Origin of the sequence: Kribbella sp. NPDC023972, from assembly GCF_040639075.1 — a bacterium.
GTDB lineage: Bacteria > Actinomycetota > Actinomycetes > Propionibacteriales > Kribbellaceae > Kribbella.
The window spans coordinates 1,893,549-1,914,161 of the sequence record NZ_JBEZZH010000001.1 but is presented as its reverse complement, the minus strand read 5'-3'; the positions used below and the strand labels follow the sequence as shown (position 1 = coordinate 1,914,161).

The 20,613-nt window shown below is 68.2% G+C and carries 22 protein-coding genes and 2 pseudogenes; 8 read left to right on the top strand and 16 right to left on the bottom strand.

Annotated elements, in window-relative coordinates:
- Positions 1 to 22 precede the first annotated feature (22 nt).
- The gene (locus AB0F43_RS09140; protein WP_360472852.1) at positions 23 to 2,830 is read left to right on the top strand and encodes a S8 family serine peptidase; all 2,808 of its coding nucleotides are present in this window, start codon (positions 23 to 25) and stop codon (positions 2,828 to 2,830) included.
- A gap of 525 nt (positions 2,831 to 3,355) precedes the next feature.
- On the opposite strand, the gene AB0F43_RS09135 is transcribed toward AB0F43_RS09140, so the two are convergent.
- On the bottom strand, positions 3,356 to 3,862 hold the full coding sequence (locus tag AB0F43_RS09135; RefSeq protein WP_360472850.1) for a hypothetical protein: 507 nt from the start codon (positions 3,860 to 3,862) through the stop codon (positions 3,356 to 3,358).
- A 237-nt stretch (positions 3,863 to 4,099) separates the two neighbouring features.
- On the opposite strand from AB0F43_RS09135, the gene AB0F43_RS09130 reads away from it, so the two are divergent.
- Positions 4,100 to 4,882: an alpha/beta hydrolase gene (locus AB0F43_RS09130; protein WP_360472847.1), complete on the top strand. Its 783-nt coding sequence runs from the start codon at positions 4,100 to 4,102 to the stop codon at positions 4,880 to 4,882.
- Between the two features lie 174 nt (positions 4,883 to 5,056).
- Here the strand turns inward: AB0F43_RS09130 and AB0F43_RS09125 are convergent, their stop codons facing one another.
- Positions 5,057 to 5,926 (bottom strand): MBL fold metallo-hydrolase, encoded by an 870-nt coding sequence (locus tag AB0F43_RS09125; protein WP_360472845.1) that lies wholly within the window; start codon positions 5,924 to 5,926, stop codon positions 5,057 to 5,059.
- Between the two features lie 250 nt (positions 5,927 to 6,176).
- Here AB0F43_RS09125 and AB0F43_RS09120 point away from each other — a divergent pair, with 250 nt between their 5' ends.
- Positions 6,177 to 7,127 (top strand): hypothetical protein, encoded by a 951-nt coding sequence (locus AB0F43_RS09120; protein ID WP_360472843.1) that lies wholly within the window; start codon positions 6,177 to 6,179, stop codon positions 7,125 to 7,127.
- Positions 7,128 to 7,689: 562 nt separating this feature from the next.
- Here AB0F43_RS09120 and AB0F43_RS09115 read toward each other — a convergent pair.
- The 9 genes from AB0F43_RS09115 to AB0F43_RS09075 all read right to left on the bottom strand — a co-directional run bounded on the left by AB0F43_RS09115 (position 7,690) and on the right by AB0F43_RS09075 (position 13,884).
- Entirely contained in the window at positions 7,690 to 8,067 is a 378-nt protein-coding gene (locus AB0F43_RS09115; RefSeq protein WP_360472841.1) for a hypothetical protein, read from the bottom strand.
- A complete protein-coding gene (locus AB0F43_RS09110; RefSeq protein WP_360472838.1) occupies positions 8,067 to 8,456 on the bottom strand; it encodes a VOC family protein in 390 nt (129 codons plus the stop codon). Before AB0F43_RS09110 ends, AB0F43_RS09115 begins: the two co-directional genes overlap by 1 nt.
- A gap of 23 nt (positions 8,457 to 8,479) precedes the next feature.
- Positions 8,480 to 9,268, bottom strand: a complete 789-nt coding sequence (locus AB0F43_RS09105) for a YafY family protein (RefSeq protein WP_360472836.1) — start codon at positions 9,266 to 9,268, stop codon at positions 8,480 to 8,482.
- 98 nt (positions 9,269 to 9,366) lie between these two features.
- On the bottom strand, positions 9,367 to 9,900 hold the full coding sequence (locus AB0F43_RS09100) for a hypothetical protein (RefSeq protein WP_360472833.1): 534 nt from the start codon (positions 9,898 to 9,900) through the stop codon (positions 9,367 to 9,369).
- 72 nt (positions 9,901 to 9,972) lie between these two features.
- The gene (locus AB0F43_RS09095) at positions 9,973 to 10,728 is read right to left on the bottom strand and encodes an ABC transporter permease (protein WP_360472830.1); all 756 of its coding nucleotides are present in this window, start codon (positions 10,726 to 10,728) and stop codon (positions 9,973 to 9,975) included.
- On the bottom strand, positions 10,725 to 11,438 hold the full coding sequence (locus tag AB0F43_RS09090; protein WP_360472827.1) for an ABC transporter ATP-binding protein: 714 nt from the start codon (positions 11,436 to 11,438) through the stop codon (positions 10,725 to 10,727). Before AB0F43_RS09090 ends, AB0F43_RS09095 begins: the two co-directional genes overlap by 4 nt.
- Complete coding sequence (locus tag AB0F43_RS09085; RefSeq protein WP_360472824.1) at positions 11,431 to 11,985, bottom strand: helix-turn-helix domain-containing protein; 555 nt, start codon at positions 11,983 to 11,985, stop codon at positions 11,431 to 11,433. Before AB0F43_RS09085 ends, AB0F43_RS09090 begins: the two co-directional genes overlap by 8 nt.
- A gap of 171 nt (positions 11,986 to 12,156) precedes the next feature.
- Positions 12,157 to 12,735, bottom strand: coding sequence for a dihydrofolate reductase family protein (locus AB0F43_RS09080; RefSeq protein WP_360472822.1), 579 nt, complete (start codon positions 12,733 to 12,735; stop codon positions 12,157 to 12,159).
- A gap of 183 nt (positions 12,736 to 12,918) precedes the next feature.
- Positions 12,919 to 13,884, bottom strand: coding sequence for an aminoglycoside phosphotransferase family protein (locus AB0F43_RS09075; protein WP_360472819.1), 966 nt, complete (start codon positions 13,882 to 13,884; stop codon positions 12,919 to 12,921).
- Positions 13,885 to 14,157: 273 nt separating this feature from the next.
- On the opposite strand from AB0F43_RS09075, the gene AB0F43_RS09070 reads away from it, so the two are divergent.
- Together AB0F43_RS09070 and AB0F43_RS09065 are read left to right on the top strand one after the other, a co-directional pair.
- A complete protein-coding gene (locus AB0F43_RS09070) occupies positions 14,158 to 14,925 on the top strand; it encodes a phytanoyl-CoA dioxygenase family protein (protein ID WP_360472816.1) in 768 nt (255 codons plus the stop codon).
- Positions 14,926 to 15,081: 156 nt separating this feature from the next.
- Positions 15,082 to 15,951, top strand: coding sequence for an alpha/beta hydrolase (locus AB0F43_RS09065; RefSeq protein WP_360472814.1), 870 nt, complete (start codon positions 15,082 to 15,084; stop codon positions 15,949 to 15,951).
- 11 nt (positions 15,952 to 15,962) lie between these two features.
- On the opposite strand, the gene AB0F43_RS09060 is transcribed toward AB0F43_RS09065, so the two are convergent.
- Complete coding sequence (locus AB0F43_RS09060; protein WP_360472811.1) at positions 15,963 to 16,550, bottom strand: winged helix-turn-helix domain-containing protein; 588 nt, start codon at positions 16,548 to 16,550, stop codon at positions 15,963 to 15,965.
- Between the two features lie 91 nt (positions 16,551 to 16,641).
- Here AB0F43_RS09060 and AB0F43_RS09055 point away from each other — a divergent pair, with 91 nt between their 5' ends.
- Complete coding sequence (locus tag AB0F43_RS09055; RefSeq protein WP_360472808.1) at positions 16,642 to 17,214, top strand: dienelactone hydrolase family protein; 573 nt, start codon at positions 16,642 to 16,644, stop codon at positions 17,212 to 17,214.
- 123 nt (positions 17,215 to 17,337) lie between these two features.
- Here AB0F43_RS09055 and AB0F43_RS09050 read toward each other — a convergent pair whose 3' ends face one another.
- Both AB0F43_RS09050 and AB0F43_RS09045 read right to left on the bottom strand, forming a co-directional pair.
- Positions 17,338 to 17,568 (bottom strand): hypothetical protein, encoded by a 231-nt coding sequence (locus AB0F43_RS09050; protein WP_360472805.1) that lies wholly within the window; start codon positions 17,566 to 17,568, stop codon positions 17,338 to 17,340.
- Positions 17,569 to 17,614: 46 nt separating this feature from the next.
- Positions 17,615 to 17,848 (bottom strand): hypothetical protein, encoded by a 234-nt coding sequence (locus AB0F43_RS09045; protein ID WP_360472802.1) that lies wholly within the window; start codon positions 17,846 to 17,848, stop codon positions 17,615 to 17,617.
- Between AB0F43_RS09045 and AB0F43_RS09040 the strand changes: the two are divergent.
- Positions 17,784 to 18,017 (top strand): annotated as a pseudogene (locus AB0F43_RS09040) (cytochrome P450); the annotation flags it as partial. The gene AB0F43_RS09045 and the pseudogene AB0F43_RS09040 sit on opposite strands and share 65 nt — an antisense overlap.
- Before the next feature lie 14 nt (positions 18,018 to 18,031).
- Here the strand turns inward: AB0F43_RS09040 and AB0F43_RS09035 are convergent.
- The gene (locus AB0F43_RS09035) at positions 18,032 to 18,913 is read right to left on the bottom strand and encodes an NAD(P)H-binding protein (RefSeq protein WP_360472800.1); all 882 of its coding nucleotides are present in this window, start codon (positions 18,911 to 18,913) and stop codon (positions 18,032 to 18,034) included.
- A 55-nt stretch (positions 18,914 to 18,968) separates the two neighbouring features.
- On the opposite strand from AB0F43_RS09035, the gene AB0F43_RS09030 reads away from it, so the two are divergent.
- Positions 18,969 to 20,099, top strand: coding sequence for an epoxide hydrolase family protein (locus tag AB0F43_RS09030; protein ID WP_360472797.1), 1,131 nt, complete (start codon positions 18,969 to 18,971; stop codon positions 20,097 to 20,099).
- 75 nt (positions 20,100 to 20,174) lie between these two features.
- On the opposite strand, the pseudogene AB0F43_RS09025 reads toward AB0F43_RS09030, so the two are convergent.
- Positions 20,175 to 20,411, bottom strand: a pseudogene (locus AB0F43_RS09025) (GNAT family N-acetyltransferase); the annotation flags it as partial.
- Between the last annotated feature and the right edge of the window lie 202 nt (positions 20,412 to 20,613).

Sequence of the window (20,613 nt, the reverse complement as noted above, 5' to 3'; positions counted from 1 at the left end):
GGTCGCAGGTGGTTTGGCTGTCGTGACCGGTTCGTCCGGATCCGCGGCCGAGCCCGAGCCGTACCGTCCGCCGTTCACCGCGCATCACGGCACCGCGAAGGCCGAGTTCGAGCCCAATGCTGTGATGGTGAAGTTCAAGCCCAAGACCTCGTCGTCGGCTCGGCGGGCCGCGGTTTCGAAGTTCGGCGCTTCCGAGGACTCGGTGAGCTCGAACGTCGTGAAGATCAAGGGTTCTCTGTCCGCGCCCGAGCTGCTGAAGAAGGTCAAGGCCGACCCGACGGTCGAGCTGGCGTCACTGAACTACAAGCGCCGCGTGTCCGCCGTACCGAACGACGAGTACTACGGCACCGACCAGAAGACGTACCTGAACACTGTCCGGGTACCGCAGGCCTGGGACGTGTCCAAGTCGACCGGTAGCCAGATCGTCGCGGTCCTCGACACGGGTGTCGACGCCGGTCACCCGGACCTGGTCGGCCACCTGGTGCCGGGGTACAACGCCGTGTCCAGCACCCGTCCGAACCCGGTGGACGACAACGGGCACGGCACGATGACGCTCGGCATCATCGCCGCGGGCGCTGACAACGGCGCCGGGGTGGCCGGTGTCGGCTGGAACGTGAAGGCGATGCCGGTCAAGGTGCTGGGCGCCGACGGTTCGGGCTATGACGCGGATATCGCCGAAGGCATCGATTGGGCCGTTGCCCACGGCGCCAAGGTGATCAACATGTCCCTCGGCGGCCCCGGTGACAACCCGGTCCTGCACAACGCGGTGATCAACGCGGTGAACCACGGAGTCGTCGTGGTGGTTGCGGCCGGCAACGACGGCACCGACGCGATGCAGTACCCGGCGTCGTACCCCGAAGCGATCGCCGTCGCGGCGACGAACGCCGGCGGCGTGCTGACCGACTTCAGCTCGTACGGCGATTGGGTCGACATCGCGGCTCCGGGCTGGGACATCCTCAGCACCGGCTCCCGGGCGCTGACTCCGTCAGGCTACGAGCCGTACTGGTACTGCACCGGCACCTCCTGCTCGGCGCCGATCGTCACCGCGATCGCGGCCCTGGTGAGGAACAAGTGGCCGTCGTTCACACCGGCGCAGGTCGCGCAGCGGCTCGAGGGCCTGGCGCGGGACGCGGGACCGCGCGGCATCGACCGGTACTACGGACACGGCATCGTCGACGCGTACGCGGCCCTCGGCGGGAAGGCGACGACCGACTTCCCGGTTCTCCCGCCGGACGGCAACGACCAGCCCGCCCGCGCGGTCCCGCTGTCGCCGGGCACGATCAGCGCGACGATCAACACCGAGGGTGAGGTCGACTGGTATCGGGTGTCGCCGAACGCGTCGCGCACACTCCAGGTGATCCTCACCGGACCCGAGTTCAACGAGGACAAGTATTCGGTGAACTTCGGCCCGCGGGTCGAGGTGTACGACACCAACCTCAACGGGCTCGGCTCGGCCGTGAAGGCGTACCCGGACATCGACGAGGGCACCGGGTGGCCGATCTGGGGCCCGCAGGTGGCCAAGACCACGGTGCAGGCGCCGGCCGGCGACGTCTTCATTGCCGTGCGCAACGACAACGGCTCCCGGGACACCCGGCCGTACACCCTGAGCCTCAGCGAGGGCGGAACCGTCAACCCGGGCGACGTTCCGCCGGCCTATCAGATGCGCAACGTCTCTCCCGACGACAACCGCCTCGACGTCGGGGTGGCCACGACGCCGATGGTGACGTTCGCGCAGGACATGGACGCGTTCTCGATCTCCACCAATACCGTCCGGCTGCTGAACGGAAAGACCGGCGCGGTGGTTCCGAGCACGCTCGGCGCGTACGACCCGAGCACCCGGAGTGTGGTCATCACTCCGACCGGTCCACTGCTGGAGGGCACGCCGTACCGGATCGACGTGACCGGCGTGCGGCATGCCGGCGCCGACGTGAACCTGCTGCCGTGGAGCAGCGTCTTCCTCACGACTGACCAGGCCCCGAAAAAGCTGACCACATTCACCGGCAGCGGCGCGTACCTGGCGGCCAGCCTGGCGTGGACGATTCCGCCGACACCGGACCTCGACCAGGTGATCGTACGACGCAACGCCGGCGGCAAGGCGCCGACGCTGACGACCGGGACGCTCGTCTACGCGGGCACCGGGACCGCCGTGAAGAACACCGGGCTGGCGCAGGGGGCGACCTACACGTACGCCGCCTGGGTCAAGGATCGCGCCGGCCACTACAGCCTGCCCGCGGTCAAGTCGTTGCTCGGGATGAAGTCCGGGATCAGTACGACGTCGACGGCGATCAGCTACGGCGGATCGGTCACGATCAAGGGCAGCACGCTGCGGATCGACAACCTGGCGTACGCCGGTCTGCCGGTCAACCTCTACGTGCGGCCGAAGAACTCGTCCACGTTCAAGCTGCTCGCGGCCCTGAAGACCACGACGACCGGAACCGTCAGCTACACCTACAAGCCCACGGTGTCGTCGGTGCTCATGATGACGTTCCCCGGTAACGCCGACCTGATGGGAACGCGGACGCCAGACATCACCGTGCAGGTCGCGCCGACGATCTCGGCGACGCTGTCACCGGCGACGATCCGGCTCGGCCAGACCACCACGTTCAGCGGGTACGTAGCCCCGGCCCACTACGGCCACCCGGTCTATCTGCAGCAGTACTCGAACAAGGTGTGGAAGTCGATCGCCTCGGTGAAGTTGAGCACCTCGGGCAAGTACGCGTTCGGCATCACGCCGGCCATCCGCGGCCAGATCGCCTACCGCGTCTGGTTCCCCGGCGACGCCGATCACGCCCAGGCGTTCACCGCGAACAAGATCCTGACCGTCAGCTGACGGACCTGCCACTCCACTGTACCTATGGGTACAGTGGGGTGGCAGGAGACCATGCAGCGCCTGATGCTCTCGTCTGCGGGTCTGGCAGATTCTCAGCCAGAGCTCGTCCACGCCAGCTCTCTGCTTTCGCGACGGGCCGACATACCTGACAGGAGCGGTCTCCGACGTAGGCGAGCTCACCAGCCCGGGCTGGCGGGGAGAGTTGGCGGCGGTGGGGTGTGCTGGTCGGTTGGGCTTGGCGTCGTCGAGGTAGCCGGTGGGGTACTTCAGGTCGGGATGGTTGCGTTTGAACCAGGCGATGCAGTCGGCCGGTGGCGTCACGGTCACGTCCCAAGTCGTCGCTCCGTCATCGCGGCAGCCTGGGCGAAGCGGGCGTCGACTCCTCGCCCGTACCGCTGCCGCAGGTCGTCCTGCAGCTGGTGCCGGCCGTCGTACGGGCGTCGTCGTCCAGGGTCGCGGTGATCGCGGGCAGCGGCATCCGGAGGCGGCGGAGCAGCCGGAGGGTGTCCGAGGTTGCCCGCTCGTTCAGCGGGATCGGCGCCCGGTTCGGGTGGACGTGTAGAGCTCGAGGGTGATTCTCGGATCGTTCAAGTGGTTGATGGCTTGGATCAGAGTGTCGGCGTGTGCGTGGTTGCGGTCGACCAGCAACTGCACCCGGTTCGCGCGGTAGTCGACGCCGCCGCCGATGCCCGAGGCGCCGGCCCAGGCGGTCTGGTGCTCAAGGAGTCGGGCGGCGAGTTCCGTCAGTTCCAGGGCGGAGTACTGAACCTGCACGAACATGACGCGCAACCATGTCGGGCTCGTGACCAGCAGGAGGAGCCGTGCTTGCTGAAGGGCGTCCTCCGTCGTCATCTGGATCGTCAGCGTTGACGTCGATGCATCCCACAACATGCCCCCGTCGTACGCCTGCAAATGCTTCAGCGTGGCGGAGACCCGATCCCGCTCCTCCGAGTACCTGGCGTCGCCCGTCACGTCCAACGGCAGCGACCACTCCTGGGCACCGGTCCCATTGGGGTCGTCTGCAGCCGCCACAACTGGATGCTAGGCAGGAACTACAGCAGGAACCAGTAGTTGACGGTTGGGCCTTGGGTGCCGAGGCCGCCGTCCTCTGGCCCAAGTTGATCGGGGTGCTGGTAGGAACACTGTCACCAGGCGTTGCGTGCCGGGCCGGCGACTGATGGCCAACTGGTGGTGCTCTACGCCTTAGCTGGTCTGATCCACGGCCTGGGCGCGCGTGTGTTTGCGCTATTGTCCGCAACCATGTTCGGCGTGCGAGGCAGGACGGCCCATCTGGCGTGGTACCGGACCGATGAGACGGCGGCCGAGGTCGCCTTCCTGCACGGCTTCTCCGACTCCGCGCAGTGCTGGGAGCCACTGATCCGCGCGATGCCTGGGATTCGGGCGCTCGCGATCGATGCGCGCGGGCACGGCGAGTCCGGGCTTCCAGAGGAACCTCTCGGCGATGCCGCACTCGGCGGCGATGCCGCTCTCGTGCTGTCGAGCCAGCCCGGTGACGGCGGGGTGGTCGTGGTCGGCCACTCGATGGGCGCGATGTCGGCCGCCCACCTGGCCGCGTCGAGGCCGGACCTGGTCCGTGCGGTTGTGCTGGAGGACCCGCCGACTGGAGAGCCGCCTGCCGGCCAACAGGACGGATCGGAGTCCGTGCCGAGTTGGCTCGCGGACCTCCGAGCACTCGATCTGCCGGCACGGATCGCCCGGGCCCGATCCGAGGACCCCGACTGGCCCGATGACGAACTCGAGCCCTGGGCCGTGTCGAAGGCGCAACTCAACCCGCATCTGTTCGATCTGCCGTTTCAGCCAGCGGCCCCGCTGACTGACCAGCTGGCCGCGATAACGTGCCCGGTACTGCTGATCCACGGGGACACCGAACGCGGCTCGCTGATCTCCACCGAGTACGCGGAGCGCTGCGCCCGAGCGGCGGCCGGCGAGTTCCGGGCGGTACACATCGCCAGTGCCGGCCATTCGGTGCGCCGCGACAACCGCCCGCGGTACCTCGCGGAACTCACCACGTTCCTCGACCGGTACCGCTGAGCGTCGGCGCACCAACGTGCTGTCGTGCCCGATGGGCCGTTCCAGCTCCGTGGCGAGCCCACCCTCCGCAGCCGGGAACGTGCCATCCAGGACTCTGCTACGGCCCACCAGTTGTGGGTGCTCTCGGAACAGCTCACCAACGTGCACTACTCATTGCCCGCCGAACGGCCGCGATCACGCCGAGATGAACGGCTCCGTCAAATGCGGCGTCGCCAGGTGCAGCGTGGTGGCGGGTTCGCGGCCGAGCATGCGCTCCCTTGAGTGCCTGGCAGCCTCGGGGTCGGTCTCGTGTGAGTAGGCCAGCTCGGGGTGGAGCAGCTGGAGGGCGTGCACCAAGAGGTCGCCGGTGACGAGCGCCAGCTCGCGCCCGTCGGCGACCAGCACACTCTGGTGCCCGGGCGTGTGACCGGGCGTGGCGACCGCGCGCCCGGTGCGCAGGGGCGTGTCCCCGTCGAGGAGCCGGAGCCGACCGGCCGCCTCAAGCGGGTCGGTGAGGGTCTCGCGAAGCTGCGGGTTGAGCGCGTCGAGGGCGTCGAACTCGGCCCGCTGGAGCAGGTATTCAGCGTTCGGGAAATAGGGGCGGCGGCCGCTGGTCGCGCCGCCGGCCGAAGCGTTGCCGTCCACCGCGCCGCCCGCTGATGGGACGGCCTCCTCGGTCACGACCGCCCACCCGACGTGGTCGGTATGCAGATGCGTGAGCACCACGGTGTCGACTTCGGCCGGGTCGATGCCCGCGGCGGCGAGCGCCTCGGGGAGCGCGCCGGGCACAGGCGCCCACGAGCGGGCCGGGCCGTCCGCCGGACCGATCCCGGCGTCCACGACGGTGAGGCCCTTGTCGCCGCGGATCGCGTACGCGCGGAACTGGAGCCACCAGCGGCCCTCGGCGTCGACCGCGCCCGGGTCGTAGCGGTCGGCCTCGGCCCACTGAGCGGCCGTGGCCTCGGGGAAGGCCTCGGCGCGCGGGGAGAAGAACGGGCCCTCGCCGTCGGCGAGGGCGATGATCTCGGTCGAGCCGATCCGGAGGCGGGGAACGCTGAGGGACATGGCCGCGATCCTGCCATGCGCCAACTGGTCAAGCGCCTGCCGGCCGGCCTCAACGAGGCTCGACGGTTGCGAAGACGATGCTGCTCGCGGCCAGAAGCCGCGGACAGCTGAAGGTGACCTGTAACGAAGACCTGCCCCTGGCCGATCAAGTGTTTGTCTGTTGGTGCCAACGTGACTTGCGGGGGCGCCGGGACACGTTATAGTTGCGCGGATCTCGAGCTCTTCGAGACCGATTCTGGAGGGGGACTCTGTGAGGAAACTGCAGCGCTTTGCGCTTGCTGCGGCCGGACTGAGCTTGATCGCCGCGTCCATGTCGTCTGTTCCGGCCAGCGCCGGAAAGGTTGAACCGAAGCCTTGGTCGGCGAAGACCGCCCAGTCGACCGCCGCGAAGGCTGCTGCTGCGGCCTGTGTCACGTCGGTCGGCTACCCGACCGCCGCGGCCACCATGGAGGCGGCCGACGTGATGGCGGGCAAGCCGCCGGTCGGGGTGCAGTACGAGCCTTTCAAGTTCGTCGGCACCCGCGCGAACGCGACCTGGTACATGGCCGCGAACGCCGCATTCACCCAGTTCTACTACTACGGCCTGCTGCTGCAGGGCGGGTACCTGTACCGGCACACGACGTACGTCTACGACGATGACCGTGCTCCGGTTGCCACCTTCAAGAAGGTCGGCACGGGCTGGTCGAGCTTCAAGACCATCGCGACCTCGAACTACAGCGTCGGCGCACCGCGTCACGCGTACCTGTACGGCCTGAACACCAACGGCAGCCTGTACCGCTACGCGATCGCCGGCACCGGTTTCAAGTCCCTCGGTTCGTTCCCGGGCTTCAAGGGCTTCAAGACGATGACGGTGCTCAGCGAGACCGCGACGTACGACACCCTCTTGATGACCACGACCGCCGGCGCTCTGTGGACCGTCCGGATCCCGGTCGCGGCCTCGACCAAGCCGATCCTCAAGCGGATCCGCACGGGCGGCTACCAGAACTTCGAGTCCCTGGTCGTCGACGGCTGCGGCACCCGCGGCGGGTCTTTGATCGTCGCCGTCGACAACGACACCAAGACCGGCAACCTCTACGCGATGAGCAAGGCCAATGGCGCCGCCACCGCGATCACGGGCTATGGCCGCATCCCCGACGTCGTCTTCAACGGCGTCAACCACGTCCTCCTCACCACCCACTACGACCAGCTGGTCGGCGAGTAAGGACCAACATCAGAAGAAGGCCCGGCCTCTTGGCCGGGCCTTCCCTGTTGTCTGCCGACGGCAAGGGCCGGTGAGGTCGGCGACGCCTTCTGGCCCACATGCGGGGCCAGAACGTGGGCACAGGGTCAGCTGATGACGCGCCATCGCGGGGCCCGTTGGCTGCCTTGGTCCGGCAGGGGGAGGAACTCACATGACTGATCCACCGTCGCGCCGGTTTCCCACCGCGGTGCAGGGAGGTGCGATGTGGATGGCCCACGGCGCCCAACGTGCTTCCGGTGAACGACGCCGACGACTGGCTGCACTTCGGCCTGGCGTTCGTCCTGATGATCCTTGCCATTGGCGCACCCGGCCTGACCTCGACGGAGCGAGCCGCACGACGAGGGCTTTCCTAGTCACTCATCGAAGGAACCGTTGGTTCGGTTCTGATGCGGTGGCTCGGCAGCTCGCTGCCTTGCCGAGGAGGGGCAGGACTGCAGGACTGCAACGATCTGCTCGGTGCGCTTGGCTAACTCGTTCTGAGGCGCGTGATCAATGACTGGGCGGCCGCCGTTGCTTGGCTGGCTTACCGGCCTTGGGTGAGGGTCGTTCGCGCGAAGGTGACGGCTTCGGCGAGGAGGCCGCGCCAGAGGTCGGGATCGATCGTGGGGATGGCGACCCACTCGCGAAACACCTTCCCGGCGGGGGCGAACTCGGCGCCGGTGCCGGTCCTGACGAGTTCGGCCACTCGCTCGCCCGGTAGCTTCACGACCAGACTGCCGGCCTTGTCGTCGTACGACGCGAGGAATCGTCCGGCGAGCCGGATGCAGGGGTAGCCCATCATCGTCGATCGGCCGATGGCGGGGTCGTAGAGCAGGTCGTCGGTGAGCTCGTCGTAGAGGTCACGGGCGTCGTCCCCGCCGGATGGGTCCGGCGAGGACGCACGCTTCGCGTTTCGTGGCATCAGGCTGCCGGCGGGGTGAAGACGCCGAACTGGTTGCCGGACGGGTCGCGCAGGTAGGCGAATGCCGGCGCTCCTGGGCCGGGGTCGAGGTGCTTGCTCACCACCGAGCCGCCGAGCTGCTCCGCGTCGGCGCAGGTGGCCTCGACGTCGGCGACGAGGATGTAGAACACCGCGTGGCCGGGCGCCTGCCCACCGGTGCCGAAGAGGCCGCCCATCGGCCCGTCGGCTCCGGAGGCGGTGATGTTGCGGTAGTCCATCCCGCCGGCGGCTGCCGGTCCGTCGGCCTCGAAGGTCCAGTCGAAGAGGCTGCCGTAGAACTTCTGCGCGCCGTCGGGGTCGCTGGTGGCGACCTCGAACCAGGCCAGGGTGCCGGGAGCGGGTGCGGTCATGACGATCTCCTTCATCGTGCGGATCACCCACCGGTGCGGCGGGTTGCACCCACCGTCCCAGGCGCTCGCGACACCCCTATGTCGGTGTTCGGCTGAAGATCTTCGCGACCCAGCGCCGACTCCGGCAGCTTGGTCTCGTGACCGTCGACCTTGAGCTCGGGGGTGACCTGCCGCGGGCGGGGCGGTGTCGACGTGCGCTCGGCCCTGGTGATGCGATCCATCCGGAACACCCGGTCGTCGTGTCGCAGGTGGCACCAGGCGGTCAGATACGAGCCGTTGGGACCGACGACGACGTACTGCGGCTCGACCTCGCGCTCGGTCTCGACGCCGCCGACATCGATGTAGCCGATACGCAGCACCTGGTTGTCGCGCACCGCTCGCCAGATCTGCTCTGCGATCTCGGCGTCGGGATCGGGCACCGGCTGGACGAGCAACCTGACCTTCGCGGCGGCCGTGCGCGCCTCCTCGAGTGCGCGCTCCGGCATGGCTGCCATGATCTTGTGCAACGCGCTGCGGGCATCGCGTGCGAACAGCACGTGCTGGCTCCGGCTGAGTGCCACGGCCACAGCCGTTGCCTCGGGTGGGGTGAAGTTGAGCGGGGGCAGGCTCATCGACCGGTCGAGCGTGTAGCCACCGCTGCGTCCTTGCTTGGTCGCCAGCGGGACACCGGCCTGCCCGAGCGCACTCAGGTCGCGCTCGACCGTCCTGACACTGACCTCGAAGTGCCCGGCCAACTGCCGCGCCGTTCGGCCTCTTGGACCCGCCGCTCGCAACTCCTCGACGAGGGCGTACAGGCGGTCGATGCGGTTCATGCCCGCAGGCTAAACCTGGCCAGGGACAAAAAAGAGCCGTCCTAGGCTGGGGGACTGGCCTCATCGCGCCGGTCGCTGATCGGACAGGCCGAGAGTCGTCAGTGTCCGGGCTCCAGCGGGCTGTCCTGGTGTTGCTCGAGCAGATGAAGGACCGGTACGCCGAGATGGCGGCGGGCCTGGGCCGACCAGTCGACGTGGAAGAACTCGGCCACGATGTGCGGCCGGGTGAGAACGACGACCTCCTGGCCGTTCACCCGCTTGAGCTGTTCGACGAGCTCATCCACGGGTCGGCCGCGGGTGATCTGCCCGTCAGCGTGCCGGCCCAACGACCGAAGGCGCTCGATGCTGCGGTCCAGGGCAGCGGTGGCCTGGGCGTCGATCGCGCGCTGGGCTTCTTCCTGCGCCTTGAGTGCCTCCTCGTCCGAGGCGATCGCGTGTCGCTCGGCGGCGATGCCGTAGATCTCGGTTCCGGCCAGGGTGGCCAGCGAGTCCTGGACTTGGGCCCTTGCGTCCTCGCACGGGATGATCACGTGCAGGCTGAGCTCTTCCGGCGCGTTCGCATAGAGCTCCACCACCCGCTCGGCATCCGGCACGCTCAACTCTTCCTCGACCAGCAGGATGACGTCGTACATCAAGACCACCTACCTTCACCGCGTCCTGATACCAGTACCCACCGAAGCCACCGCATGCGCGCGGCGTAACGGCTAGCGATCCAGTTGGAGGCGGTGCCAGGCGTGCAGGGTGAGGCCGGTGCTGAGCGCGAGGACTGGTAGGACCAGGGCGAGTTGAACGATGGTGGCCTCGGTGCCGTTGCTGATCGCCCACAGAGCGGGTGCGGCGAACGGGAACCAGGCGCCGGTTCCGGCGATCACGGTCACCTGCGACAGCACCAGGATGCCGATGGTGGTCCCGATCCCAGCGAGTACCGACCTGCCGGCTGTCGCCGCCCAGGCAGCGGGGGTGGCGATGACGGCGGTGAGGACGGTGAGGACGAACTGCCGCGCGATCGCCGGTACGACGTCCACCGGGACAGGTCCGAGTCCGCCGACCAGCCCGAAGACGATCAACGTGAGCACCAAAGCCGCACTGGTGACGACACCCCAGCCGAGATAGACGGCCAGCTTCGCGGTGGCGATCGTCGGCCTGGACACCGGAATGGCGAACAGGCCGGTGATGGTTCCCTCGGCGAACTCCCGGCTGAACAACCAGCTCAGTACGACGCCGTACGCGAGCAGACCGGCTGCTCCGGTCACCTGCGCGGCGAGGGTGAAGTACCCCACCCAGCCGCCGGGATCGATGAGCGGTCCGAGCTTGGCGGCCAGCTGCGGATCGGCGGTACCGACCGCGAGCAGCATCGACGAGCAGATCAGGGCGATTCCGAGCACCATGATGATCGTGGTCGCCCGCACCACCGTCGCGCGGACGAACTTGGTGAACTCGGTGACCAGGGCGGTGGTCATGCGGCCACGTCGTCACGGTGGACGAGATCGAAGAAGGATCGCTCGATGTCGACGCCGTGCGGATCGAGGGTGCCGATGACCCGGCCCGCGTTCAGGACCGAGATGCGATGGGCGATCCGCGCGACCTCGTCCAGATGGTGGCTGCTGACCAGCACCGCGGCGCCCGCGTCCGCCCGGCGTACCAGGGCCTCGCGCAGCAGGATCACGCCGGCTGGGTCGAGACTGTTGGTTGGTTCGTCCAGCACGATCAGCCTCGGGTCGTGCTGGAGTGCAGAGGCGAGGCCGAGGCGTTGACGGTTGCCGAGTGACAGCCTGCCGGCGCGCCGGTCGGCGTACTGGCTGAGACGGAGTTCCACGATCGCCGCTTCCACCACGGCTGTGATCTCGGCGGGTGGTACGCCGTGCAGCCTCGCGCCGAGGGTGAGGTTCTCGCGGCACGTCAGCTCCCGGTAGGCCAGCGGGTACTCGACCAGGTGACCGACCGCCGTCCAATCGGTGCGATCCAGGCGACGGCCGGCGATGGTGACCGTGCCGGTGACGGGCTCGAGCATCCCGAGGAGGAGCCGCATCAGGGTGGACTTGCCGGCCCCGTTCAGGCCGACCAGGGCATGGATCTCGCCCGGTTCGACCCAGATGTCGACGCCCCGGATCCCGGTGCCGTCGTCGAAGGTTCGGTGCAGGTCGCGCGCCTCGATCGCATGCTCAGACATGCCGATCCTCCAAGACGTCGAGAGCGGCGTCGATCGCTTGTCCGAGGTCTTCGCTGTCGGACAGGCTCCAGTCGAGCAGGGCGGTGTTGAGAGCCGCCATCACCGCCGCGGCGGCGATGATGGCGTCGCGTCGGCCGGTTCCGCCACTGGTCAGCGCTTCAGCGATCACTGCCTCGGTGGCCGCCGTGCCGCTGGCCATACTCGCCCGCAACGTTGGTGTGCCAGCCACGATCCGCAGCCGTACTCGGACCTCCGCGACCGCCGGTGAGGGAAGCTCCCGCCACGCCGAACGGACACCCCGGGCCGCCCGGCTGATCGGGTCGAGTCCCGACGGCTGCCGACGGATCGCGGCGCCGATCAGCGGATCGTACGGATCGTCGACCAGCAGGCTCGCCTTGCTGGGAAAGTGCCGGAAGAACGTCATCTCTGTGACCCCGGCCCGCGCCGCGATCTCGCCGGCGGTGGTCGCGTCGTACCCGCGCTCGGCGAACAGCTCCAGCGCGGCCGTCAGCAACCGCTCCCGCGTCCGCTCAGCCCTCCCACTCATGTTCAAATGTTAGTCACTAACATTGAGAGATCGCAACCCCGCTACTGCACCGGCGCGAAGCTCACAGCCTCCCGGCGACCCCAGAAGGCCAACGTGGCGGTGAAACCTCTTCCGGAGAACGACGTTCCTGCTCCGCGGGCCTCGTTCGTCGAGGTCGCTGCATGAGCGGAGTCAGACATGCAGGGTGGGCCGGTAGATGAGTTCTTGGGTGTGGCCGTCGAGGGTGCGGCTCTCGATCAGTTCGAGGTCGAGGTCGGCTGCACCCTGGAAGATCGGGTGCACTCCGGTCTGGCCGGTGATCACGGGGAAGAGCGTGACCTGGACGCGGTCGACCAAGCCGGCGGCCATCAGCGACCGGTTCAGCGACAGGCTGCCGTGTGAGCGCAACGGCACGTCGGACTCTTCCTTGAGCCGGGCGACGACGTCGACGGCGTCCCCGCTCACGAGGGTCGCGTCCGGCCAGTCGAGCGGTCCTTCGAGGGTGGTGGACACCACCGTTGCCGGCAGGTTTCTCATCCGGGTGATCCATGGGTCATGGACCTCGGATTCCTCGGGACTCGAGGCCAGCATCTCCATGAATTGCCGATGGGTATTGGCCCCGAAGACCATCCGCTGCTCCTCCTCGTACAAGGCGAGGCGCCGGTCGAGAAACTCGGGGCCTTGTTTACCCCAATAGCCACCCCAGTCGCCGCTGTGGGAGCCGTAGCCGTCGAGGCTGGAAAAGATGTCGAAGGTGTAGGTAGCGGTCATGATGCTCTCCTTGAGTACGTCGGGCGCCCTCGCCGGCGCCCGCTCACCCCTGCTACGAACACATCGGCCCCGATCCGACACCACCTCACGGTTTTCTTCGAGCACTTTCCAGTACGCCGGCTGTGACTGCCCGAAATACGGTAGATCAACCCCCGGCGTCGACGCGTGTCAGATCCTCCGTCATCAAAGGTGTTTCACGCTCTTCGCGGGTAGTGGCGTGTCCGGGTCAATGCCCAGTGCGGTGAATCGCTTGGCGAGGTCATCGACCCAGGCCGGCGGTGTTCGGTGATCCGGGAGTGGGACGCCCGCTTCACTGCGCCACAGTGCATCGGCGAGAGCTGTGCGCAGATGCCAGGCCATCACCCGATCGACTGCCAGCTCGCGGCCGGTGATCTGGGTGTAGTGGCGCAGGGTGGCAGTCAGCAACTCGACACCCGGACCCGTTCCGGGGAACGCACGCAGGTCGTACTCGGCCTCGGCGAGACCGGCGGTCTCGAAGTCGACGACCACGCGGAGCTGCTCACCGTCCCATACCTGATTGCCGCCATGGAGATCGGCGTGCACCAGCACACTCGGGCGCGGCGTCGCCAGCACTTCGTCCGCCCAGTCACACCACCGCATGACAGCGGGACGCTGATCTGGACGAGCCCATCTCACGAACCGGTCGCGCAAGACGTCGGTCGTGGCTGGTTGCAGTGACGCACCGGGAAGCTCACCGACGACGGCTTCGACGCGCTCCCGGGTCCCCGATTGGTGCAACTCACCCAGGAAGCAGGCCAGTTGCCGACCCACTTGGTCCCGGTCGAGCGAGTCCACGACATCGAACAGCGCCTTGCCCGGCACCAGCCTGGTCACCAAGAGCAGTGGATCGGTGCTGCTGGCAACCACGTCCGGCAGGAACGGAACCGCCGGCTCCTGCGCCAACGCCGCCAAGACGGAAATCTCATGCGCCAGCCGGAGCGCGGCGGGACGCGACCACGCGAACTTCACGACGAACCGCTCGCCGACGACCGCGCTCGCTGACCACCACAGGGGCTCATCCTTGCCCGCCAGCTCGCGAACCGCGATCGGGTAGTCCCCCAGCCCGGGCGCGACCTGCCTCAGCGCCTCGGCAACCGCTACGGGCGAGCCCTCAGCCAACCACCTCACGGCCGAGACTTTCGGTCGCATCCCGCCGAAGCCGAGGCTCCGTCCCGTCTCGCCAGTACGTCGCGCGGCGGCTCGACGGTCCTCATGATCGCCGAGACTACTCCGCTTTCTCGACCCCGCAGTTCGCCACGACGGAGGCTAGGCACGAACTGGACCGATGGTGACGGCTGGGGACGGAACGGCCAGTTGAGGCCGGGCAGCGGACTAGGCCGCGGGGACTCAGACAGAGAAATATGAGTGGCGGGCGCAGGCCAGGCGGCTCAGCATGGGGAGATGCTCAGCGAGGTTCAGTTGGAGGAGTTCACGCGGGACGGAATCGTGCGGATCCCGGGTGCGTTCGCGGGCGAAGACGCGGCCCGGATGCGGGACGTGCTCTGGCACGAGTTGGCCGAGAGGTACGGGATGCTGCGAGACGACCGCAGTACCTGGACGCCGGCCCGGCCGACAAAACTGACGGCCACCAAGAAGGATCCAGCGGCGAATGCGATTCTCGGCCCACCGCTCCGGACAGCGCTCGACCAGCTGTTCGGTCCAGCGGGTTGGACCGAGCCGCCGCACCAAGGACAGGTCCTGGTCACCCTGCCGACCGGCGAGCCCTGGTCGGTACCGCATCGGCAGTGGCACACGGATGTCGGTTTCGAGCTCCCACAGGACGAACTGGTGGGCGTCAAAGTCTGGGCTCTCCTGGGTGACCTCGAACCCGGTGGTGGCGGTACACCGCAGGTTGCCGGCTCCCATCGGGTGATCGCCCGGTACCTGAACAGCACCCGCGAGCGGGACTTCAGGATGGTCCGCGATCAGGTTCTGGCTTCCCACTCGTGGTTTCTTCACCTGACTCGCGAGGACAGGGCCAGCGCCGCCGAGTTGATGACCGAGGCGGACCTGGACGGCATTCCGGTCCGAGTGGTTGAGCTCACTGGACAGGCTGGCGACGTCTATCTCACCCATCCCTGGGTCCTCCACTCGATCGCACCGAACGCGCGCGACACCCCGCGGATGATGCGCAGCCGAATGATCTGGCGAACCAACTGGCCGCGCTGAGCCGGCCGGACCCTAGCAGCTTGCCATCGGCAACGTTCAGCGAAGTTGCGGGGCGGTGAGCTGAGACCGAAGTGCTCAACGATCAAAAGGAGCCTCGGTTGATCCTGCTCGTGCAGGTCAGCGGTGTCGAGGTTCGGGACTGGGTACTGGGGCGCCATGTTCGAGGGGTTTGAGCTGGAGGAGCTCGACGTTGGTGGTCAGCGTGTTCGGGTCCGGCATGGTGGGAGTGGGCCGGCGGTGGTGCTGTTGCATGGGCATCCGCGGACTCACACCACGTGGTACGCCGTCGCGCCGGGACTCGCGTCGGCCGGGTTCACGGTGGTCTGTCCTGACTTGCGCGGGTACGGGAAGTCGGCCAAACCGCTGACGGATGCGGACCATACGCCGTACTCGAAGCGGGCGATGGCCGCCGACGTGGCCGGTTTGATGGAGGCGCTCGGACAGGACCGGTTCGCGGTCGTCGGCCATGATCGCGGATCGTACGTCGCCTATCGGACCGCGCTGGACCATCCGGAGCGGGTGACGAAGCTGGTCGTGATGGACAGCGTGCCGGTCGTCGAAGCGCTCGAACGGTGTCGTGCCGAGTTCGCCGCGGCGTGGTGGCACTGGTGGTTCTTCGCGCAATCCGAGAAGCCTGCCGAGCGGGTGATCTGCGCCGATCCGGAGACCTGGTACGGCGCCTGGACCACGAACTCGCCGGATCGGCTGGGACCGGAGAATCATGCGGACTTCCTGGCGGCGATCCGGGACCCGGCCACCGTGCACGCGATGCTGGAGGACTACCGCGCCGGCTTGGGCATCGACCGCCGCAACGACGAGGCCGACCGGGCCGCGGGCCGGAAGATCGAGTGTCCTACGCGCGTGCTGTGGTCGACCGAGGACGACATGGAGCAGATCTACGGTGACGTCGTCGCCGTGTGGCAGCCGTGGTGCCGGCAGGTCGATGGTCACGGGATCAAGTCCGGCCACCACGTCGCCGAGCAAGCGCCTGAGGACCTTGTCCGAAGCCTGCTCGACTTCCTCTGATCCGTCCGGGGTCAGTCGCCTTCGTCCGCGGGCGGGGGGAGCGTGGGGTAGTCGAGGATGGGGTAGAGGCCGACGGTGAACCCGTAGGTGGTGTCGCCGGCGCGGGGGAGTTGGTCGAACTCGTGGATGATCCGGTCGACCTGCTGCCAGAACTCGGCGGCGCGCTCCTCCGGGATCCGGGCGTGCCGGATGAAGGACCGCAGCTGGCCGGCGTCGTACGCGGGGGTGGACTCCTTCGCGGCGACCTCGAAGTCGTTGAAGTCCGGCGGTAGCTGCTCGCCGTCCGGTCCGGAACGGCCGAGGCCGACGTAGAACATCCGCGCGGCGCGACCGTAGAAGCGTTCCTCGATGGCCCGGACGCGCCGGGTCCGGACCACTCGCAGGATCCCGGCGTCCGTCAGGACCTTCACGTGGTGCGCCACTGTGCTCTTCGGCCGTTTGACCGCGGTCGCCAGCTCGGTCACGGTCGCGGCCCGCTCGTGCAGCAGGCCGAGGATCGTCGTCCGCAGCGGGTCGCTGATCGCCCGGACCTGCTCGGCGGTGGTGAGCTCGATCGTGTCCTCGAGCTCGTAGTCCGGCACCGGAGTATTGATCGACATGATCGGATTAGACTAACATCGCCAATCGTTCGAGATATTTGGATCATTCGCCGGTACGCCGGAACACGAAGCTGGAAAGTGAGAGCGAATCATGGCCGAGGTCGTGCTGTACCACCACGCGCAGGGACTCACCGAGGGCGTGAAGGCCTTCGCCGAGGAACTACGGCAGGCGGGCCACATCGTCCACCTGCCCGACCTGTATGACGGGAACACGTTCGGCACCCTCGACGAAGGGCTGGAGTACGCGCGGACCACCGGCTTCGGGACCGTCAACGAACGCGGCATCCGCGCAGCCGACGAGCTCCCCGAAGCGCTCGTCTACGCAGGGTTCTCACTCGGCGTGATGGCTGCACAACAGCTGGCCCAGACCCGCGCCGGCGCCAAGGGAGCCTTGTTCTTCCACGCCTGCCTGCCGATCGAGGAGTACGGCGGCTGGCCGGACGGCGTACCGGTGCAGATCCACGGCATGGACCAGGACCCGTTCTTCACCGAGGAAGGCGGCGACCTCGACGCCGCCCGGGCTCTGGTCGCTGCCGCCGACCAGGCCGAGCTCTTCCTCTACCCCGGCAAGGAACACTTGTTCGCCGACTCGTCCCTCCCGTCGTACGACGAAGCCGCCGCCAACCTCCTCCTGCAACGAACCCTGGCGTTCCTGTCCGACTGACCGTTCGAGGGGACATCCCCGCGGGTGGTGTTCCCCTTGCCTACGAGGGGAGACGACACACCTTCGGTGGATATCCCCTCGCCAGGTGTCGGTGCCGGACGGCGAGGGTGAGCGAGGTGGACGTCAGAGGGCGTGAAGTTTGGGGAAGGGGGCGAGGACGCGCATCAGCTTGCCGCCGCCGAAGTCGACGACGACCGCGTGGCCGCTGCCGTCGACCGAGCTGATCCGGCCCAGGCCTTCCTTGTCGTGGGACACGCGCTGGTCGACCTCGAAGACCTTGATCGGGTCCGGCACGCGGGGTTTGAAGGGGCTCGTGGAGAGGTGACGACGCGTCGTCGCGCGGTAAGAATCCATCAGGGTTCCAGTATGCGCCATACCTCGCCGATGAGAAGCTTCCCGGTCAGGAAACCGTGGCGGGGGCGGCCTGAGCGGTTGCCGGCTCGATGACGTCCGCCGGACGGCGGGTGGGGGTGAAGGCGGCGATGGCGAGGGCGGCCAGAGCGGCGGCTCCGATGATCAGGACGACCCGGAAGCCGTTCTGCGAGGGCAGGGTGTAGCCGCCGAGTTCGATGGTGAGCTGGGCCAGCATGACCCCGGCGACGGCGCTGGAGACCGAGGTGCCGATCGAGCGCATCAGGCTGCTGGACCAGCGACATGGCGGACAGCGCGAACCCGAACACCATCGGCGCGAGGTTGGTCGGCAGCACCTGAGGACGCACCGCGACGCCCGGCACCACGTCGTCTTCGGCCTCGGCGTACATCAGTGCCTTGGGCAACCACTGGCCCGGATGGAGTTGCAGGTCGGCTACGGCACGCTCTACCACCGGATCCCCACCCTGCGCCGGGCGGCCGAGCTGGACGAGCTCCCATTCACGCACGACGGACCCGTGTACGGCGTCCACTCGCTGCCCGGACTGAACGCACCGACGTGCCGGTCGGCCCACTCACGGAAGGTACGGGCGGGCCGGCCGGTCAGGTCGCTCACGGTCGTCGTGACGAGATCGGACGGTGGACGGTTCGCAGCGCTGTCGATGAGCGCGTCGACCAACGCCTGCGGGCGACCGTCGGCGAGCAGTTGTGCGCGGGCCTCGTCCAACGGCGTCGGTGCGAAGGTGAGTCGGCGGCCGAGCGCCGTACCCAAGATCGCGACCTGGTCGGCGCGGCTGAGCACCTCTGGCCCGGTCACGGTATGCGTCGTGCCGGGCTGGGGTTGCCGGAGGAGGCGTTCGGCTACCGCGGCGATGTCCGCGGGGTCGATCACAGCGGTCGCGGCGCTGTCAGGCCCGCGTACGACGTCGCCGGCGCGAAGCTGGCCGGCCCAGCCCAGCGCGTTGGACGCAAAGGTGTCGGCGCGCAGGATGGTCCACTCCAGGCCGGACTGCTGGACGGCTTGCTCGAGATCGCTGTGCAGCCTGGTGATCGGGTCGGTGTCGCGGCCGAAGCGGACGGCGGTCGAGGACAGGTAGACGACCCGTTGGGCGTGCCGCGCGATCACGTCGAGCGTCGCCGTTGCGCCATCGGCGGTGAGGAAGGGCCAGATCAGGAACACCGTGTCCACGGCCTGGAGCGGTTCGGCCAGCGTCTCGGGCCGGCTGAGGTCGGCGCCGGCGCCGCGGTCGAGGGCGCGGACCCCGTCCGCGGGCAGCCGGGCCATGAGTTCGCGGCCGAGGTTCCCGGTGGCACCTGTCACGAGGATCATCTCGACTGCAACCCTGCTGCGGTCGCGGTGTATTCCGGCCACGTAGGTTCGGCTCATGCGAGAGTTCAGGATCGACGTCCCGGACGAGGCGCTGGACGACCTGGCCGAGCGACTGCGGCGGATTCGCTGGCCGCGGCAACTGCCCGGCGCCGGGTGGGAGCGCGGCGTTCCGGTCGAGTACCTGCAGCAGTTGGTGCGGCAGTGGACGGCGTACGACTGGCGTATCTGGGAAGCGCGGCTCAACGAGTATCCACAGTTCACGACCACGATCGACGAGCAGACGATCCACTTCCTGCACGTGCGATCGCCGGAAGCCGATGCGTTGCCGTTGATCCTCACGCACGGCTGGCCGGGGTCGGTCGCCGAGTTCCTGCCGATCCTCGGTCCCCTCACCGACCCGGCGTCGTACGGCGGTGATCCGCGCGACGCCTTTCATGTGGTCGCGCCGTCGGTGCCCGGCCACGGGTTCTCGGTGCCGCTGGAGTCGCCGGGGTGGAACCATCGCCGGATCGCGCACGCGTGGGCCGAGTTGATGCGCCGGTTGGGCTATCAGCGGTACGGCGCTCAAGGCGGAGACACCGGATCGGTTGTGTCGCCCCTGCTCGGTCACGTCGACGCGTCCCACGTGATCGGCGTACACATCAATGGTGGGTTGGCGTTTCCGCCGATCGAGCCCGGTGACCTCGAGCAGCTGAGCGAGGTGGAACGCGCGCGACTCGCGGCGGCCGAACGACTGCGCGAGGTGGGGACCGGGTATGCCGAGGAGCAGGGGACACGGCCGCAGACGGTCTCGTTCGGCTTGAGCGACTCGCCGGTCGGGCAACTGGCCTGGATCGTGGAGAAGTTCTGGGAGTGGACCGATCCGGCCCGTGCGTTACCTGAGGACGCGGTCGAGCTCGACCACCTGCTGACGGATGCGTCGATCTACTGGTTCACCAACACCAGTGCGTCGTCGGCCAACCTGTACTACGAGAACCGTTCGGCGATTGACGATCCGGCCGAGCCGTCCGGTGTGCCGACCGGGATCGCGGTGTTTCCGACCGATCCGGCGATTCGGCGGGTGCTAGAGCGCCGGCACCGCATCGTCCACTGGTCGGAGTTCACCCGCGGCGGTCACTTCGCCGCTCTCGAAGCCCCGGACCTGCTGGTCGACGACATCCGGGCGTTCTTCCGAGGTCTTCGCTGACACGAGGAAGTTGAGCAGGGTGCCGTCGCGTTCGACGCCTGCGTCCGGCCAGCGGCGGCGGATCATCCGGGCGGTCAGGTCGTTGGCCGGGCTGACCACGAACAGGAACCGGGTCGCACCCGCCGCGACGGCGTCCGCGGCCGCGATCGACAGCATCCGTACGCCGAGACCGCGCCGCTGCTCCGCCTCGCTGATGACCGCGGCGAGCTCGGCGGTCGGCTCTCCGCCGGCAGGCGCCCACGCCCACATGGCGTGGCCGACGATCGCGTCGCTGCGAGTGGCGACCCACGCCTGCCCGGACGGGCAGAGCATGCGCAGCACCTGCGCGGGCCGCGGCGGGCGGCCGATGGCGGTCTGGAACCGGAAGTAGAGGCTGAGATCGCTCAGCCCCATGAGCATCGTGGTCAGGTCCTCCGCGTCGGGTTCACCGGCCGGGCGGATCTGCGGCGGCTGAGTCTGGTTCACGGATTCAGCCTTGCCTGACTTGGCTGAGTCTGTCAAGCGGACTTATCCT